Raw genomic sequence first — 17152 nt, forward strand, 5'->3', positions numbered from 1 at the left:
CGTGTCCGAGGACCGGGAACTGGGCGCCGCGGCACTGCTCCGCGTGGCCGGCATGCCCTTGGCGGCGTGGACGGCGGCGGGCAACCCTGAGCTGTTCGCACAGGTCGCCGACCACGCCCGGCGGGACGAACGGCGGGCGGAGCACGCCCGCCAACTGGCCGGGCAGCTGGGCACCTTGGTCGTGCCGCACCCCGCCCTCACCGCCGCCGACCGCCGCGCCGTGCTGGCCGTGCGCCGTCGGCTGCACTCCGGCGCCGCACCGGGCCCGGCCGACTGCGGGCTGCTGGGGCGGCTGCCCGCCGCCCACGGCCTCGTCGCGGACGCCGCACGGCTGGCCGGCGAAGCCGAGTCGGCGGCCGCCGCCCTGCGGCGGCTGGAGGCCGCGGTGGCGGCCGAGCGCGAGCGCGTGGGCGCTCTGGGCTGGTCCCTGGTGTGCGCGTCGCCCGTCATGCGGGCCTTCCTGGACGAGGTGGAACCCGGAGCCGCCGCAGACGTGGCCGGCCGGCTGGCCGCAGGCGAGTCCTGGAGCGGGAAGCGGCTGCGCAAACGGGCGGCGTACGTGTGGCGGGCGCTCGGTCGGGCCGCGGCGAAGACCACCCCGCGCGGCTGGGTCGGCCAGGTCACCCTGCTGCCGGTCACCCCGGCGGGCGCGAACGGCGGCGGGAACAGTGGCGGGAACGGCGGCTGGGCCGACGGCCCCCTGCTGCGGCTCGTCCCGCCCGGTACGGCCCTCGGCGAGGTGGCGGCCGAGGCCGTGGAGAACGTCCACGGCGTGCGGGCCCGGCTCGGCGCCCTGGACCTGCGGGCGGCGGACCCGGCCACGGTGCTGGCCCTGGCTCCGCTGCACTTCCCCCAGCCGGCGGGCACCGCACCGGGCGCCGGTGTCCTGCGCTGCTGGGTGACCGACCCGCACGACCGGGGCCGGTTGCGGCAGGTCGACCTGCGGCGCTCCCTCCCCCTGGATCACGTGCTGGCCCAACTGGCCGACGGCCCGCGCCCGTTGGGCGACCTCGAAGCGGCTCTGCTGGGCACGGCCGCGACCGGGGCGGCGGCTTCCGCTCCCACGGTGCTGCGCGGCTTCCTCGCGCACCTGCTCGGACTCGGCGTGCTCCAGGCCTGCGCGGCCCCGCGCCGCCGCACCACGGGCTGGCTCGCCGCCGAGGACGTCCGCGCACGCGGCACCCTTCCGCAACCGGCACCGGCACCGCTTCCAGCACCTGCACCCGCACCTGCGCCGAGCACCGATTCCGCTGTACCCGCACCCGCGCTCCGTACCACCGGCTCCGCCGCCCCCGCCGACGACTCCCGGCCGTGGTTCACCGACTCCTACCGCACCATAGCCTCGGCCGTCTCCGGAGCAGCCGCCCGCCAGGTGCAGCAGGGCCTCGGCACCGCCGCCCGCGTGGCGTGGCTGCGGGAAGCCGACCGGCTCGCGGGGCCGGACCCGCACCGGCTGCCGGCGGAGCTCGCGGAGCTCACCGAACGGCCGTGCCCGCTCGGTGAGATCCTCGCGCGCCACCTACCCGACGGCAGCTGCCCGCCGCCACCGCCGAAGCCCCCACGCCGGTACGCGGGCTGGCACCCCGCCGAGACCTCCGGTTCCGGTTACGCGAGGCTGCTGGCCCACCTGTCCGCCCGGGCCGGCGGCGGACCGGTGGACCTGGACGACGACCTGCTGGACACGCTCGGGGCGCCCCCGGCCGCAACCGCGCTGCCGCCCTGGCCCCTGGACTGCCTGCTGCGTCCGCTGCCGGGCCCCGGCCCGGTCGCGGTACTGGAGACCGCCTCACCGGCGGGCGTGCTGGACGCCCGGTTCGCCGACGCGCTCCACACCCTGCACGGCGGCTACGACAACCTCCGGAGCTACCGGGCCTTCCTCGCCTCCGTCGAGCGGCTGTCCGGGGCGCGCTTCGTCGAACTGCTGGTGCCGCCGCTGGCCGGACGCGCCGCCAACGCCGTCCGGCGGCCGGTCATCACCCGCTGGTGGACGGGGGATCCCGATCCCCTGCCGTACCAGGGAGCCGACGGCCTGACGGCCCGCTACCTGCCGCTGGAGCGCATCACCCTGCGACGGGTCGGCCCGCGGATCATCGCCGAGGCCGACGGGTGCCGGCTGCTGCCCGTCCACCACGCCACCCGTACGCCCCTGCCCCCGTACGACGTCCTGGTCCGGCTGCTGCTGGCCGCCGGCCACCCGGCGGGCTCGCGCCTGATCCGCCTGGACGGCCTGGCCGAGGCGTTCCCCGACACGGACCGACTGCCCCGGGTGACCGTCGGCGGCGGCGCCCTGGTCATCAGCCCCGCCCTCTGGCGCGTGCCGCCGGCTCTGCTGTGGCGGCCCGGCGACGGCGACCTGACCAAGGTGCGCGCCCTCGCCGCCCTCGGGCGCTCGGCCGGGCTGCCGCGCTTCGCGTTCGTCCGGGCCGTACCCCAGCCGAAACCGGTTCCCGTGGACTTCGCGGCGCTGACCGCGGTCCCGCTGCTGGAGCGGATCTGCGCGCGCCACCCAGGTGCGGACCTGCTGGTCGAGGAGATGCTCCCCGACCCGGGCGGCCTGCTGCTCCACGACCCCGTGCACGGCGGTGCCGCCGTCGCCGCCCAGCTGCTGCTCCGACTTCCGTTCGACCAGGGCGCCGAGGAACTCGCGGAGCCCGCCGCCGCCGCACTGCGTGGCGAACCCGACGTCCCCGGTGCGCCCGCCCCTCGCGGGCGGGCCACCGGGGCGGTCTCCACCCATCACCGCTCCTGAAGGAGGACAACCATGCCCGACACCACGGCGCTCACCGACCTCGACGCCCTCATCGGCGACCTGGACGCGCGCATCACCGAGACCACCCTGCCGACCCCCGAGGCCAGCAGCGGCGGCTGCAGCGGCGTCTGCACCGTCCTGATCTGCGACACGGTGCTGCTCTGTAGCGGCCTGTTCTGCTGATCTCCCGTCAGGCCGTCCGAGGGCACACCCTCGGACGGCCCACCCGGACAACGGCCCCTGACGGCCGCCACCACCGGCACTCCGCCCGGCCCCTCCAGGCCGGGCGGAGTGCCGACCCGTCGTTCCCGAGGAGCCACCGTGCCGCAGCACACCGCGAACGCCGCGAACGCCGCGAACACCGAGAGCACTGAGAGCACTGAGAGCACCGAGAGCACCGGCACCGCCGTCACCGGACTCGCCGTCCGGCTCCTCGATGCCTGGTCCGCCCGGCCCCGCGAGAGCCCGGCGGTCGCCGAGCACCCCTCCGATCCGGGCGTCCCCGTCCTGGCCGCCCTGCTGCACACCACCGGAGGGCCCGAGGCCGAACGGTCCGCGGCCCGTGCCGTGGCGGTGTGGGCCCGCACCGCCGGCCAGGGGCCGGGCCACTGCGGGCTCTACGACGGCGGACTGGCCGGAACGCTGGCGGGCCTGCGCCTGGGAGCCCTGGTCCACCCGGACCTGCACCGGGCCGCCGACCGGCTCCGCGACCACCTGGTCCGCACCGCGCCGGCCCTCGACTGGCGGTGCGAGCAGGTCGCCTTCCCGGACTACGACCTCATCGTCGGCCCCTCCGGGACCCTGCTCGCCCTGACCACGGGCACCCGCCCGACACCGGCCCAACTCGGCCCGTACGCCGACCACCTGGCCCGGCTGTGCGACACCGACGAGCTGCCCCGACTGCGGACGGGGCAGTACGCCGGCCACCCGCACCTGGGCTGGCTGGACGGCCGGATCAACACCGGCACGGGCCACGGCGCCGCAGGAGTCGTCGCCGCACTCACCGCAGCCGTACGCCACCTCGGACCGCACCCCGGCCTGACGCCCGCCCTGCGCCGCGCGACCGGGTGGCTGATGCGGCAGTCCTTCGACGACGCCCGCTCCATCCGCACCTGGGACGGCGCCGGGCTCGACGGCCCGCCGCCCGCCGGAGCGCGCGCCCGCCAGGCCTGGTGCTACGGCACCCCCGGAGTGTCCTGGGCGCTGTGGGACGCGGCCGACGCCACGGGCGACCGGGAGACGGCCGCCTGGGCCGCAGCGGCCTTCGGCACGCTCGCCGACCGGTACGACGAGCGGTTCCACCTCTTCGGCGACCGCGTGAGCGACCTGCTGGCCCTGTGCCACGGCGCCTCGGGCGTGCTGGCGGTGGCCGACGCCTTCGCCCACCATGCCGGCCTGCCCGCCGCGGCCGCGCTGAGGGCCCGCCTGCTCGCCCACCTGAGGGCCCGCCTGCCCGAGGTGGAGGCCCTGGGCGCGGAGGGGATGGGCCTGCTCGGGGGCGCGGCCGGCCCGCTGTGCGCCCTGCTCACCGCGGGCCACGACGCCTCCCGGGCCTGGCTGCCCTGTCTCGGTCTGCGCTGAGCCGCCGACGCCCGGCCCGGTGTCGGGCGCGCCCTACGCCGCCCTACGCCGCCCGAAGGTGGGCGAGGACGGCGAGGACGCGGCGGTTGCCCTCGGTGGGGTCGAGGTCGAGCTTCATGAAGATGTTGCCGCAGTGTTTGACCACCGAGGCCTCGGTGATGGTGAGCCGGGTGGCGATCGCCTGGTTGTTGAGGCCCTCGGCCATGAGGGCGAGGACTTCGCGTTCGCGGGGGGTCAGCCGGGTGAGGGGGCGGTCGGCGGACTGCTGGCGCAGCAGGACGCGGACCACGTCGGGGTCGATGACGGTCTCGCCGGCGGCGACCCGGCGCAGGGCGTCGAGGAAGTCGGCGACGTCGCCGACGCGGTCCTTCAGGAGGTAGCCGAGGCCGGCGGGTTGGGCGCCGGCGGCGGCGAGCAGGCGGGTCGCGTACGGGGTGGCGACGTACTGGGAGAGCACCAGGACGGGCAGGCCCGGGTGGCGTTCACGCAGGTCGAGGGCGGCGCGCAGGCCCTCGTCGGAGAAGTCGGGCGGCATCCGGACGTCGGTGATGACGGCGTCGGGCCGTTCGGTGTCGACGGCGGCGGCGAGGGCGCGGGCGTCGCCGACGGCGGCGGTCACCCGGTGGCCGCCGAGGGTGAGGAGTTCGACGAGTCCGGCGCGCAGCAGCACGGCGTCCTCCGCGATCACGATCCGGAGCACGGGACCTCCAGCCGCAGCGTGGTCGGGCCGCCCGTCGGGCTGGTCACCATGAGCCGTCCTTTCAGGAGTGCCACCCGGTCGGCGAGTCCGCGCAGGCCGGCCCCGGCGGCCGGGTCGGCCCCGCCGTGGCCGTCGTCGGTCACCTGGAGCACCAGCCGGCCGTCGGCGATGCGCCCGCTGACGGTGACGGTGGCGGCGCCGCTGTGCTTGGCGGCGTTGGTGAGCGCTTCGGTGACGGTGAAGTAGGCGGTGGTCTCGACGGGGGCGGGCAGCCGGCCGGGGAGGTCGAAGTCGGACCGGACCGGGATGGGATGGCGCAGCGCGACCTCGGCGACGGCGGCGACGAGGCCGTGGTCGGTGAGCACCTGGGGGTGGATGCCGCGGACCAGGCCGCGCAGTTGTTCCAGGGCCTGCCGGGCTTCGCCGCGGGCCCGGGCGACGAGGGCGGTGGCCCGGTCGCCGGACTGGCCGCTGCCGTCGCGCAGCGCGTGGTCGGCGAGGCCGAGGGTCATGCTGAGCGCGACGAGCTGCTGTTGGGCGCCGTCGTGCAGGTCGCGTTCGATGCGGCGGCGTTCGGCTTCGAAGGCGTCGGCGAGCCGGGCCCGGGAGCGGGTGAGTTCGAGGACCTGTCGGCCGCTGTCCTCCTCGCGGGGCCCGAGCAGGAGGCGGGCGAGGGCCACCTGGGCGGTGGTCAGCAGGGCGCCGGCGTAGGCGCAGAGGAGGAGTCCGGCGAGCCCGGCGGCGCTGAACGGCAGGGCGGCGAGCGGCCCCGGCACCGCCCGGCCAGGGATGATCATGACGGTTTCGGGAGCCAGCGCCCAGACGATCACCGGGGAAGCGACCAGGGCGCCGGAGAACAGCAGCGCGGCGCTGAAGCCGAGCGCGGCGGCGGCGAGGGCCGTGGCGGTGAGCGCGGTGTGGGCCAGCTCGCGCCAGGTGGCGCGCTCGCGCAGGCGGGTCCGCAGCCTCGCGCGGCGGCCGGCGCCGGGCAACGGGCGGTGCGGGTCGGGCAGCGGTGCCGGCTCGACCAGCCGCAGCCGTCGGCGTTCGAGGGCGGCGGCGGGAATGCCCGCGAGGGCCAGGGCGAGGAGGACCGGCAGTCCGACCCCGACCACGGACAGGCCCAGCCCGAGCACCAGCAGCACCGCCAGGGCGGCCAGCAGCAGCGGGCCCAGCAGCGCGCCGCCGAGCAGGTACGCCCAGCAGCGCGGCACCCACGGGGTGACGGGGAAGCGCAGCGGGTGGGCTCGCAGCGCGGCCCAGACGGCCGTCGGCTGCTGCTCCTCCTCGTTCACCCGGTCACTCTAACGAACCCTCTGACCAGGCCTCGGGGCGTCGGGCGTGGAGGCGGCGGAGCCGGCCGGGCGGGGTGCGGGCCGGGGGCGGGTCAGGGCGACGGCGGCGATCACCAGGACGCCGCCGGCCAGGGCGTTCCAGCCGACGGGTTCGGCGAGGAAGGCCGCGCCGAGGGCCGTGGACCACAGCGGCATGACGTAGGTGACGGCGGAGGCCACCGCGGTACCGGCCGTGCGGACCAGCCCGAGGTTGAGCAGGTACGCGAGGCCGGTGCCGACCGCGCCCAGCACCAGCAGGGCGCCGGCCGCGCCCGCCCCCGGCCAGTGCGGGGCGCCCGCGGCGAACGGCGCGATGGCGGCCAACTCGGCGGTGGCGCAGGCGATCTGGACGGCGGAGAGGGTGACCACCGACTCCGGCCGGCCGGAGAGGAAGCGGCGCAGATAGGCGAAGCCCGCGCCGTAGCAGCAGGCGGCGGCCAGGCAGGCGAGGCCGCCGGCGGCCTCGCCGGAGCCGATGCCGCGCCAGACCCCGAGCACGGTGAGCACGCCGACGAAGCCGAGGGCGAGTCCGGAGAGCCGGCGGGCGCCGGGGCGGCGCTCCTCGGCGACGGTGAGGACGGTGAACAGCAGGGTGAACAGCGGGGTGGTCGCGTTCATCACCCCGGCGAGGACGGAGCTGACCCGGGTCTCGCCGAACGAGAACAGCGTGAACGGCACGGTGTTGAGGAGCACCGCGACCACGGCGGAGTGCCCCCAGAGCGCACGGTCGCGGGGGACGCGCTCGTGGCGCAGCACGAGGATCGTCCACAGCGTGACCGCCCCGAGCGCGCAGCGCCACAGCGCCACCCACAGCGGCGGCACCCCAGCCTCCACCGCCACCTTGATCAGTGCGAAGCTCGCGCCCCAGATCGCCGACAGCGCCACGAAGCCCGGCAACCAGCGCCGCACCCGGACCACCTCCACCTTCGTCCCGTTGGTTCCGTGTCGGGTTCCGTCCCGGCCCCGTCCAGGGTCCAGTCTCGGGTCCCGCCGCAGGTCCCGCCTGGGGTCCCGTCTGGACAGAGGGTGGCCCGGCGGCAGAGCATGAGTCCAACAAGTGGCAGCACCGGATGGATGAGGAAGTCTCATGGCGTCGGAGGTCAACCTGGCCCAGCTGAGGGCACTGGTCGCGGTCGCCGACACCGGGGGGTTCGGCGCGGCCGCCGACGAACTGGGCATCAGCCAGTCCGCCGTCTCGCACGCCGTCGCCGCGCTGGAGCGGACCCTCGGCGCGCCCGTCCTGCTGCGCGGCACCCCGGCCCGGCCCACTCCCCTGGGCGAGCAGATCCTCCCGCACGCCCGCACCGCCGTCGCCTCCGCCGCCGCCGTGCGCGCCATCGCCATCCGGCACTCCGGCGGCCCCGTCGGCACCGTGCGGCTGGCCGCGCCGACCACCGTCTGCCAGGCGCTGCTGCCCGGGCTGCTCCGGGACTGGAAGGCCGCCTACCCGCAGGTCACCGTCCGGGTCTTCGAGGGCGAGGACGACGAGCTCGCCACCTGGCTGGAGGCGGGCACCGTCGACGCCGCCGTCCTGGTCGACCCCGGGCCGCTCCCGCCCGGGGCGGTCGCGCTCGGGGCCGACTCCATGCACGCGCTGCTGCGCCGCGACCACCCGCTCGCCGGACAGGAGGCCATCCACGTCGCCGACCTGGAGGACGACGACTTCCTGCTCTCCGAGGGCGGCTGTGAACGGCACATCCGCGAGGCCTTCCGCCGGGCCGGCACCCGCTTCACCCCCCGGCACCGCATCCGCGACCTCAACACACTCATCGGCATGGTGCACGCGGGCGTCGGGGTCTCGGTGATGCCCGCGCTGGCGCTGACCATGCTCCCGGCCGACTGCGTGCTCGTCCCGATCCGGCCGGCCGTCCACCGCACGCTCACGCTCACCGGGCCGACCAGCCGGCCGTGGTCGCCGGCGGTCGGCGGGCTGCTGGCGGCGGTGGGCGCCGCGCAGGGGGCGGGTGACGCCGCGCGGGGAGTGGGGACCGGGGTCCGCGTGGCGGCGCGCGCCTGACGGGGAGCCCGTTCGGCGCCCGGCCCACCGCCGGCGCCGGGCCCCGGCTTGACCATTTTGGGGTTGACCACCCTTCCTCGACAGGTCTATACCAGTGACAGTCTTCGGCAACTACCCCCTGTCAAAGGCCCGTTCGGTCTGCGCGCCACCCCCACCTCCGGCGTGAGCAGCCCCTCCCCCACTGCCGTCCCGCCTGGAAAGGCCCTCGATGGAACGCGCACTTCCCCCACACCCCGCCCCCCGGAACCCGCGCCGCCGCCCGCGCCGGGTCGCCGCCGTGGCCGGGGTGCTCGGCCTGGTCGCCGGCGGTGTCGCCGCGCTCGCGAACACCGGCTCCGCCGCCGCCGACACCACGACCGGCCTCGGCAGCAACTGGTACGCCTCGGCGCCCTACCTGATGCCCGAGGACAACAGCCCGCCGGACGCCGCGGCGGTGATGGACGCCACCGGGCAGAAGGCCTTCCAGCTGGCGTTCATCCTGGCCCAGGGCAGCAGCTGTTCACCGGCCTGGGGCGGCACCTCCTCGATCGACACCGACACCACCATGCCCGGCGTCATCCAGACCATCCGCGGCAAGGGCGGGGACGTCTCGGTGTCGGTCGGCGGGTACGGCGGCACCAAGCTCGGCCAGGTCTGCGGCACGCCGGAGGCGACCGCCGCCGGGTACCAGAAGGTGATCACCAAGTACCAGTTGAAGGCGATCGACTTCGACCTGGAGGAGCCGGAGTACGAGAACACCGCGGCGATCCACAACGAGATCGGCGCCGCCCGGATCCTCCAGCAGAACAACCCCGGCCTCTACATCTCGATCACCACCGCCGGGACCAACGCGGGGACGGGCTGGTTCGGCACCCAGATGCTGAACGAGGCCAAGTCGCAGGGCTTCACGCCGAACAACTACTCGATCATGCCGTTCGACGGCGGGTTCAACGGCGCGGCCGCGCAGACCGACGCGCTGGTGAAGTTCAACCAGATCCTCCAGACCACCTTCGGCTGGTCCGAGGCGACGGCCTACGCCCACGAGGGCGTGTCGATGATGAACGGCCGCACCGACGCCGCCGAGTACTTCCGGCAGGCGGACTTCCAGGCCGTGCTGGACTTCGCCACCGCGCACAACCTGGCCCGGTACACCTACTGGTCGGTCAACCGGGACCGGCAGTGCACGGGCCCGGTGGACCCGGGGCTGTCCGGCTCCTGCTCCAGCGTGGCGCAGAACGACTGGGACTTCACCAAGTACACCGTGAAGTTCGCCGGGGCCACGCCGCCCACCACCCCGCCGACCACGCCGCCGACCACCCCGCCCACCACGCCACCGACGACTCCCCCGACCACCCCCGGGGCCTGCGCCGACCCGGCGTGGAGCGCGAGCACCACGTACACCAGCGGCAGCAAGGTCTCGTACGGCGGCCACGAGTACCACGCCAAGTGGTGGACGCTGAACGAGGTGCCGAGCGCCAGCGGCCAGTGGGGCGTCTGGGGCGACGACGGCCCCTGCTGACGGGCTGACAGGTCGACGGGCCGACGCCCGGGGCCCGGGGGTCTGCGCACCCCGGGCCCCCGGCAGGCCAGTTCGCGACCGTGGTCAGTCCGCGGCCGTGAACCGCTCCCGCAGTTCGGCCAGTACCTGCGCCGCCTCCGGGAGGCCGGCGGCCTCGCAGCGGGCGATGCCCGCGGTCAGCCGGGCGACGGCCGCCCCGGTACGGCCGAGGTCGGCGCCCTCGATCAGCGCGGCCAGTCGGACGGCCTCGGCCCGGGACGTCCCGGCCCGCTCGTCGCCGCCCTCGTAGACCGCGATCGCCCGCTCGACCTCGGCCAGCGCCTCCTCGTGGCGCTCGGCCATGGCCAGGCAGCGCGCCCGCTCGTAGTGCGAACCGCCGCGCAGGTACCAGGGGTTGTACTCCTGACCGGCCTGCCCGGCGTGCTCCCCGGCGGCGTCCGCCTCGGCCAGCCGGGCCAGCGCCGACGCCAGCCCCTCCGGGCCCTCGGCGTGCATGGTCAGCCGGGCGAACTCGCGCAGCGTCGCGGCCAGTTGGTCCACCTGGGGGGCCTGGGCGTGGGCCGCGAGGGCGCGGTCGAGGGCGGCCTTCGCGGCCTCCCAGCGGTCCGCCCGGGCCAGCGCCAGCGCGGCCTCGCAGGCGACCATGGTGTGGGTCTCCTGCTCCTCCCAGCCGGCGACGACGTCGGCCAGCCGCAGGTACTCCTCGGCGGCGTCCCGGTGCTCGTCCAGTTCGGTGAGGCCCCGGGCGAGGTCCAGCCGGGCCTGCGCGAGCATCCGCACGTCCAGCTCCGACGCGGCGGCGTCCAGCAGCACCGACTCCAGCACCGCGACGGCGTCGGCCGTGCGGTCGGCGGCACGCAGCACGTCGGCCAGCTGGAGGCGGGCCTGGGCGGCGTCCTCGGCCGCCTCCCGGCCCTTGCGGTCGAAGCGCGCGGCCGCCTCGGTGAGCGCCCGGACCGCGCCGCCGCGGTCCCCGGCCCCCATGGCCGCGTGGCCGAGCATCAGGTAGGTGGGCGCGTACGGGTAGGAGTCGTCGCCCCAGCGGGCGGCCTCGGCGAGCGCCCGGTGGAACACCTCGACGGCCTCGGCGGGTTCGCCGCCCTGCAACAGCACCTGGCCCAGCAGACCGAGCACCCGCGGGGTGTGCCAGGGCAGTTCGGCCGCGTCCAACTGGGCGAGCACCTCGCGCAGTTCGGTGGTGGCCTCGGCCAGCCGGCCCTGCCGGGCGGCCGCGTCGGCCAGGTACTGGCGGGAGGTGGCCGCGCGGCGGGCGGAGCCCAGCTCCACGGCGGTGCGGTGGTAGCCGCCGGCCGCCGCCTCGAAGCGCTCGACGGCCTCGGCGGGCGGCTCGGGCAGCGCCTCGACCAGGTCGTGGTGGGCGGCGTAGGCGCGGACCTGCCACACGATCAGGTGGTCGTCGTCGGCCATCGTGCCGGCGGCCCGCAGTTCCTCGGCCCGGCGCAGCACCTCGTCGAGCGCCGGCCAGTCGGCCACCGCGCCCTCGACGTCGCCGAGTTCCACGATCAGCGCGCGGGCCCGGGCCATCAGGGCCTGGCCGGGCAGCCCGGCCTGCTCGAACAGCTCGGCGGCGGCCAGCAGCCCGGCCCGGCCGTCGGCGTGCTCGTCCCGCTCCAGCGCCTGGTGGGCCCGCTGCTCGGCGAGTTCGGCGCGCAGCCGCCCTGGGCTGCCGACCGCGGTGCCCTCGGGGTGGGCGAAGCCGTCGGCGGCGGCGCGTTCGGCGATCCGCCGCCAGAGCCGGTCGGCGTCCGGGTGCCCGACGAGCTCCAGCTCGCGGGCCCGGACCACCAGGGCGGTGAAGTCCTCCGGCTCCGGCTCGACGGCCCGGCGCGGTGCGGGCGCGAGGGCCGGGGCGGCGGCCAGCTCGGGCGCGGCGGCGGCGCGCACGCCGAGGGCCAGCGGCTCGGCCAGCAGCGGCTCGCGGGCCAGCCGGGCGCGCCGGTCGGCGCCGACCGCGTCGGTGCCGTTGCGGGCGTCGAAGCGGGCGGCGAGCGCGTCGGCCTCGGCGCGCACGTGGGCGAGCAGGGTGTCCGCCGTCCAGGAGGTACCGGGCGGGCCGCTGACCGCGAGCCCGCCGTGGCCGCCCCCGGCCAGGACGGCGAGCAGCACCTCGACGCCGGTGAGGAAGGACAGCAGCGCGGACGGCTCGCCGGCCACCGCGAACAGGTCGCGGTTCTCGGCGAGCAGTTCCAGGCCGCGCGGCTCGTTGCCGGACAGCGCGCAGAACTCGACGTGCCGGCCGACGGCGTGCGCCATCGAGGCCTTGCCGCGCGCGGCGCGGTAACCGGTCAGGTGGCTGGAGCGGGCCTCGTCCAGCCGGCCCCGGCGCAGCAGCGGGAGCAGGGCGGCGGCCTGGCTGAGGGCGGGCTCCTGCTCGCAGCTGCTCCGGCCGTCGAGGACCGGCTGCAGGACGTCCAGCGCCCGGGCGTCGTCGCCGGCGTCCACGAAGTGCTCGGCGCGCGCCCGGGTCTCGCAGGCGTGGCAGTCGCTCAGCTCGGAGCGCGGGCGGGCCGTCCACAGCTCGTAGGCGTCCTGGCGGCCGCTGCCGGTCTGCGCGGCCAGGTGGTAGCGCTGGGCGTAGTACGGCTGGAGGTCGAAGCCGGCCGCCCGATAGCGGTCGCGCAGTTCGGTGTGCCAGCGCCGCAGGGCCGGCAGCGGCACGTCCGGATTGCCCAGGAGCGCGCCGGCCACCCACTTGAAGCGCCAGAACACCTGCTGGCGGGCCCACTCGCCGAAGCCGTCCGGGTCGGCGTCCCACAGCTTGAGGAGGCGGGCGAAGACGACCGGGCTCTTGCCGCGCTCGCCGTCGTACTCGTACGCCTCCATCAGCTCCAGCAGGGCCATCGAGCGCGCCCCGGTGTCGTCGAACTGCTCGGCGGCGTCGACGAGTTCCTCGGCCGCGACGGTCCGCTGGCGGCCGTAGGGGCGGGCGTCGTTCTCGCGCAGCGCGGCCATCACCGCATCGGGGGTGTCCAGCATCAGGCCTCCTTCGGGTCGGTGCGGTCCGGGCCGGCCGACTCGTGGCCGAGCATGGCGTGGTCGAGCAGGCTGATGAACGAGCGGTTGAGCAGGGCGCTCTCGCTGGCCTTGAGCGGACGGCGGGTCATCAGCACGGCCTGCCCGTACAGCGCCTCGACGGCGGTGACGGCCAGCTCGCGGTTGGTGACCGTCGCGGCGCGGCGCACCAGCGGGTTGAGGTGGTTGAGGACCAGCTGGGCGCGGGGCGCCTCGGCGCGCAGCGAGCCCAGGATGTCCGCCCACAGGCCGTCGGCCTCCTCGGCGAGCTGGGCGCGGCTGCGCTCGTGCCGGGCCTCCCGGTTGTCCAGCAGCAGCGCGGGCGCGTTGGTCGGGTGGAAGCTGCGCAGGGCGACGTCGCAGTCGAAGCGGCCGACCACCTCGCGGGCGACGGCGAGGAAGGCGTTCGCGGCGAGCTCGGCGGCCGGGTCGACGGTGTCCAGGTGCGCGGTGACGGTGCCCGGGTCGAGGTCGGAGACCGAGACGCCGGGGCGGATCTCGGGCAGCCGGTGCACCAGGTCGCGGTCGTAGGTGTAGCCGCCGTTGACCACGCCGAGGCCGGCGGCGCCGGCGATCGGGGCGACCTGGCGGAACTCCTCGACGGTGCGGGTCACCAGCACCACCGGGTGGCTGCGGGTGAACTCGTCCAGGGTGACGTTGCCGTCGGTGGTCTCGAACGGCAGCCACGGCAGCATCATCCGCAGCAACTCGTCGTCGTAGCGGGCGAGTTCCTTGACGGCCAGGTGGTGCACGGACAGGAAGCGGTGCAGCAGCGCCGGATCGCTCGCGGACAGGCCGGTCAGCCAGTCGCGGATCCGGACGCCCAGCGCGTCGCGGACGGCGGCCAGCGTCTCGTCCGCGTACAGGCCCTCGCGCGAGGCGGTCGGGCGCAGGCCGTCGGTGTCCACCACGCAGCGGACGAAGAACGCCCAGTCCGGCAGCAGCTCGTCGGCCTGGTCGGACAGCAGCATGCCCTTGAGGTGCACCCGGTGGCCCGAACGGCGGGACGGCGGGGCCGCGTCCGGCAGCACGTAGGCGACGCCGCGCAGGCCGACCAGCGGCAGGTCCAGGTCGATGGTGTCGAGCGGGGCGAAGTCGAAGGCGGCGCGGCAGTACTCGGTCAGCGCGTCGCGCCGGGCCAGCGGCGAGCCGTGTCGCTCGGCCCACGGCGGGGTGCGGTTCACCCGGTGCTCGGTGCCGTTCGCGTCCACCACCGTGACGTCGTGGCGCAGCAGGCTGCCGAAGTCCCGGGCCAGCGCGAGGACACGGCCCGACCGCGTCCACTCGACGGCGTCGGCGCGCGGGACCAGCGTCACGGTGGTGCCCGGCTCCGGCTTGGCCGCGGCGGGCAGGGTGCGGATCGTGTAGCGGCCGTCGGAGCCGCCGCGCCACTCGATCACCGGCGCATCCGGCGTGGCGGCGGAGCGGGTCACCACGGTGATCTCGTCGGCGACCACGAAGCAGGCCAGCAGGCCGATGCCGAACTGGCCGATGAAGTCGCCGCGGGCCTGGGCCAGCCCGGCGCCGTCCAGCCGGCCGTCGGCGTCGCGCTTCGAACTGCGGCCGATGGTGGCGAGGAAGGTGTGGACGTCCGCCTCGGTCAGGCCGACGCCGGTGTCGGTGACGCTCAGCTCGTCGTCGGCGCGCACGACGATCCGAGCCGGCGCCTGCGGGTCGAGGGCGCGGCGGGCGGAGATCGCGTCCACCGCGTTCTGCAGCAGCTCGCGCAGGTACACCCGCGGGCTGGAGTAGAGGTGGTGGGAGAGCAGGTCCACCAGGCCGCGCAGGTCCACCTGGAAGGTGTGCGCGCTCGCCGCGTTGTCGGGCGTCGGGTTCTCGGATGGGGACACCGGGGGCTCTTTCGATCGCGGGGCGGGTGATGGAGGTTCTGGACGGGCCGGGGGCGTCAGTACGCGCAGCGGTCCCGGTGGGAGGCGAACGCCTTGAGCGGATCACCGGACAGGAAGTGCCAGGGCGACTCGGTGACGGCGCCGTCCAAGGCCTCGAACAGCAGGCGCGCCGTCTTGCGCTGGCCGGCCAGCGAGAAGGCCATCGCGAAGGCGTTGAAGGAACCCTGCCAGCCACGCACCGGCGTGAAGTCCGGGTGCAGCACGGAGCGGAAGGCCGCCTCCTGCAAGTCGGCCACCACCTCCGCACTGGCCAGGTAGGCGCGGTCCTCACCGTCCGGGAGGTCCAGCCAGCGCTCCAGGTGCGCCAGCACCACCAGCTCGCCGAGCTGGCTGCCCTCCGGCGCCGCGAGCATCGAGGAACGGGCGAAGGCGTGCATCTCCTCGTGCGAGCCGCCCCACTTGGCACACAGCTGCTGGAGGCGCTGGCGGTGCGAGGCCGGATGCCCGGGAGCACGGCGCACGGCGGCCTCGAAGCGGCAGGTCGCGACCTCCGCCGGGAGCGAGGCACCGCGGGCGCTGATCTGCAGGAAGTACCAGGGGGCGAGCCAGGACGGCTCGCGCTCGGCGACCTCCAGCAGCTGCTCCTCGGCGATGTCCAGCCGCTCGTGGAACACCTGCCACTGCTTCTCGGACACGTGCTTCGCCCGGGCGCCCGTCCGGGCCTCCCAGGCCCAGGTGACGTGCCGGGCACCGGACAGCAGCAGCGCCAGCGCGTCCTCGGGCCGGTCGGCGAGGGCCCGGGCCGTCCACTCCTCGACCCGGGGCACCTCCGCGATCGCACCGACCCGCCCGGTCAGATCGGCGCCGTCCCCGACGGCGGCCAGCGCGGGGCCCAGGGCCGCCCAGTCACCGGCGGCGGCCTGGCCGAGCATCAGGCGCAGCGACTCGTCCCCGAGCGCCGGATCCAGCCGCGGCGCCGCAACGGCCGCCACGGGCGCGGACCCGACGGCCCGCCGCACCCTCCCAAGCCAGCCCGCCCCGCCCTGCGCGGCCTCCTCGCCGGAGCGGCGTCGGAACAGCGGCATGTGTGGCCCCCTCGAACATCATCGGCATCTTTCGCATGGCCGCACGACGGCCACCCCAGATGAGTAGATATCACGGCCGACCGACATCCGTTTCCCCAGCCCAGGGGCGGTCCCGGTCCGGCACGCGCGGGGACCGCCCCACGGCCCGCCGACCGGGGCGGACGACCGGGGCTGACGGCCGGAACGCGGGCACGTCGAACGGGGTGAGGACACGTCGAACAGGCGGCGGCGCTGTCCGGTCCGACGCCGAAACGCAGCGGGCCCCGGCGCCTCCTCGGCCCGGGGCTTCGCTTCGCTTCGCGTACGCGGCGGCCGTCAGGCCAGTCCGAGCCCGGCGTCCGGGGTCCTGCCCGCCTGGGCCTGCTCGATCCGCTTGACCAGCATCACCCCGAACCGCCGGGCGGCAGCCACGTCGGCCGGCCCGCCCTCGGTGGTCACGCTGGCGACGACGGTGCCCGAGCGCAGCACGATGCCGATGCCCTCGCTCTCGCCCAGCTGGCCCTGGAAGGCCTGGCTCTCGCTGCCCAGCACCGGGGAGTCGACCTTGCGGAACGGCCCGGCTCCGTAGGAGGCGTAGGACTCCTTGAGCTTGCCCTTGGCGGCGTCGCGGTTCGGCAGCGTCTCGACGATGAAGCGGGCGACCACGTCCCCCGAGGAGAACCGGACGGAGCCGCTGAGCGGCTTGCCGGTGCACGGCACCGACGCGGTGCAGGTGGTGGCGTGGTCGATGGTGTCGACCTTGCGCTTCTCCTCCTCCCAGCCCGCCATCGCCTTCGCGTCCGGCAGCACCTGCCCGACGAGCTTGTCGTCCAGCAGCACCGCCTCCAGGTCCGCCCCGGGCGTCGCCGCCCCGGCCGGCGGAGCAGAGGCCCCGGCGCCAGCGCCACCGCCTCCGGTCGCCGGCGCCGAGGCCGAGCCCGCGGCCGCACCCGCCCCCGTCGCGGCGGCAGACGCGGACGCCGACGCGGAGACCGAAGCCCCCGCACCGGTCTCACCACCCGCCGGACCGGTCGCGCTCGCCACCGCACTCGCCGCCCCAGCCGCACCCTTGGCCGCGTCCGAGCCCGCCGGGGAACTCCCCGCAGAACCCGCCGAGCACCCGGCCAGCACCCCCGTCAGCACCCCGGCCGCCACCGCGGCAGCCACCCTCCGACCAGCCATCCCCATCCCCATCGCCCACTCCCTCCGGATGTCCGTGACCCATCAAGATAGCCGCCGTCCCCGGCCCGCCCGCGCCCGGGTGCACCTGGGCCGATCAAGGACGGAGCGGGAGCGGGAACGGCGGCGGGGCGGTGACCGTGGTGG

The 17152-nt window shown here is 76.2% G+C and carries 12 protein-coding genes; 5 read left to right on the plus strand and 7 right to left on the minus strand.

Annotated features, from left to right (window positions below):
• Position 1: 1 nt before the first annotated feature.
• From ACFWPT_RS37115 to ACFWPT_RS37125, 3 genes are all read left to right on the plus strand, one after another.
• Positions 2-2749 (plus strand): lantibiotic dehydratase, encoded by a 2748-nt coding sequence (locus tag ACFWPT_RS37115; RefSeq protein ID WP_380487234.1) that lies wholly within the window; start codon positions 2-4, stop codon positions 2747-2749.
• Positions 2750-2761: 12 nt separating this feature from the next.
• A complete protein-coding gene (locus ACFWPT_RS37120) occupies positions 2762-2932 on the plus strand; it encodes a hypothetical protein (protein WP_380378909.1) in 171 nt (56 codons plus the stop codon).
• 138 nt (positions 2933-3070) lie between these two features.
• Complete coding sequence (locus ACFWPT_RS37125; protein WP_380487236.1) at positions 3071-4330, plus strand: lanthionine synthetase LanC family protein; 1260 nt, start codon at positions 3071-3073, stop codon at positions 4328-4330.
• 43 nt (positions 4331-4373) lie between these two features.
• Here the strand turns inward: ACFWPT_RS37125 and ACFWPT_RS37130 are convergent, their stop codons facing one another.
• The 3 genes from ACFWPT_RS37130 to ACFWPT_RS37140 are packed head-to-tail and all read right to left on the minus strand — an operon-like array spanning position 4374 to position 7273.
• On the minus strand, positions 4374-5030 hold the full coding sequence (locus ACFWPT_RS37130) for a response regulator (protein ID WP_380430783.1): 657 nt from the start codon (positions 5028-5030) through the stop codon (positions 4374-4376).
• On the minus strand, positions 5015-6325 hold the full coding sequence (locus ACFWPT_RS37135; RefSeq protein ID WP_380487239.1) for a sensor domain-containing protein: 1311 nt from the start codon (positions 6323-6325) through the stop codon (positions 5015-5017). Before ACFWPT_RS37135 ends, ACFWPT_RS37130 begins: the two co-directional genes overlap by 16 nt.
• A gap of 9 nt (positions 6326-6334) precedes the next feature.
• Positions 6335-7273: a DMT family transporter gene (locus tag ACFWPT_RS37140; RefSeq protein WP_380487241.1), complete on the minus strand. Its 939-nt coding sequence runs from the start codon at positions 7271-7273 to the stop codon at positions 6335-6337.
• Positions 7274-7451: 178 nt separating this feature from the next.
• Here ACFWPT_RS37140 and ACFWPT_RS37145 point away from each other — a divergent pair, with 178 nt between their 5' ends.
• Both ACFWPT_RS37145 and ACFWPT_RS37150 read left to right on the plus strand, forming a co-directional pair.
• Positions 7452-8381, plus strand: coding sequence for a LysR family transcriptional regulator (locus ACFWPT_RS37145; RefSeq protein ID WP_380378918.1), 930 nt, complete (start codon positions 7452-7454; stop codon positions 8379-8381).
• A gap of 208 nt (positions 8382-8589) precedes the next feature.
• Complete coding sequence (locus ACFWPT_RS37150; RefSeq protein ID WP_380487244.1) at positions 8590-9879, plus strand: carbohydrate-binding protein; 1290 nt, start codon at positions 8590-8592, stop codon at positions 9877-9879.
• Positions 9880-9963: 84 nt separating this feature from the next.
• On the opposite strand, the gene ACFWPT_RS37155 is transcribed toward ACFWPT_RS37150, so the two are convergent.
• From ACFWPT_RS37155 to ACFWPT_RS37170, 4 genes are all read right to left on the minus strand, one after another.
• Entirely contained in the window at positions 9964-12876 is a 2913-nt protein-coding gene (locus tag ACFWPT_RS37155) for a hypothetical protein (protein WP_380487246.1), read from the minus strand.
• A complete protein-coding gene (locus tag ACFWPT_RS37160; protein WP_063349747.1) occupies positions 12876-14762 on the minus strand; it encodes an HSP90 family protein in 1887 nt (628 codons plus the stop codon). Before ACFWPT_RS37160 ends, ACFWPT_RS37155 begins: the two co-directional genes overlap by 1 nt.
• A 56-nt stretch (positions 14763-14818) precedes the next feature.
• On the minus strand, positions 14819-15847 hold the full coding sequence (locus ACFWPT_RS37165) for a hypothetical protein (protein WP_380487248.1): 1029 nt from the start codon (positions 15845-15847) through the stop codon (positions 14819-14821).
• Positions 15848-16162: 315 nt separating this feature from the next.
• Entirely contained in the window at positions 16163-16666 is a 504-nt protein-coding gene (locus ACFWPT_RS37170) for a hypothetical protein (RefSeq protein ID WP_380487250.1), read from the minus strand.
• Between the last annotated feature and the right edge of the window lie 486 nt (positions 16667-17152).

This window comes from Kitasatospora sp. NPDC058478, from assembly GCF_042720345.1.
Lineage (GTDB): Bacteria > Actinomycetota > Actinomycetes > Streptomycetales > Streptomycetaceae > Kitasatospora.

Coding starts and splice junctions, on each gene's coding strand:
- ACFWPT_RS37120 (WP_380378909.1), top strand. CDS start 2,762: ATGCCCGACACCACGGCGCTCACCGACCTCGACGCCCTCATCGGCGAC.
- ACFWPT_RS37145 (WP_380378918.1), top strand. CDS start 7,452: ATGGCGTCGGAGGTCAACCTGGCCCAGCTGAGGGCACTGGTCGCGGTC.
- ACFWPT_RS37150 (WP_380487244.1), top strand. CDS start 8,590: ATGGAACGCGCACTTCCCCCACACCCCGCCCCCCGGAACCCGCGCCGC.
- ACFWPT_RS37155 (WP_380487246.1), bottom strand. CDS start 12,876: ATGCTGGACACCCCCGATGCGGTGATGGCCGCGCTGCGCGAGAACGAC.
- ACFWPT_RS37165 (WP_380487248.1), bottom strand. CDS start 15,847: ATGCCGCTGTTCCGACGCCGCTCCGGCGAGGAGGCCGCGCAGGGCGGG.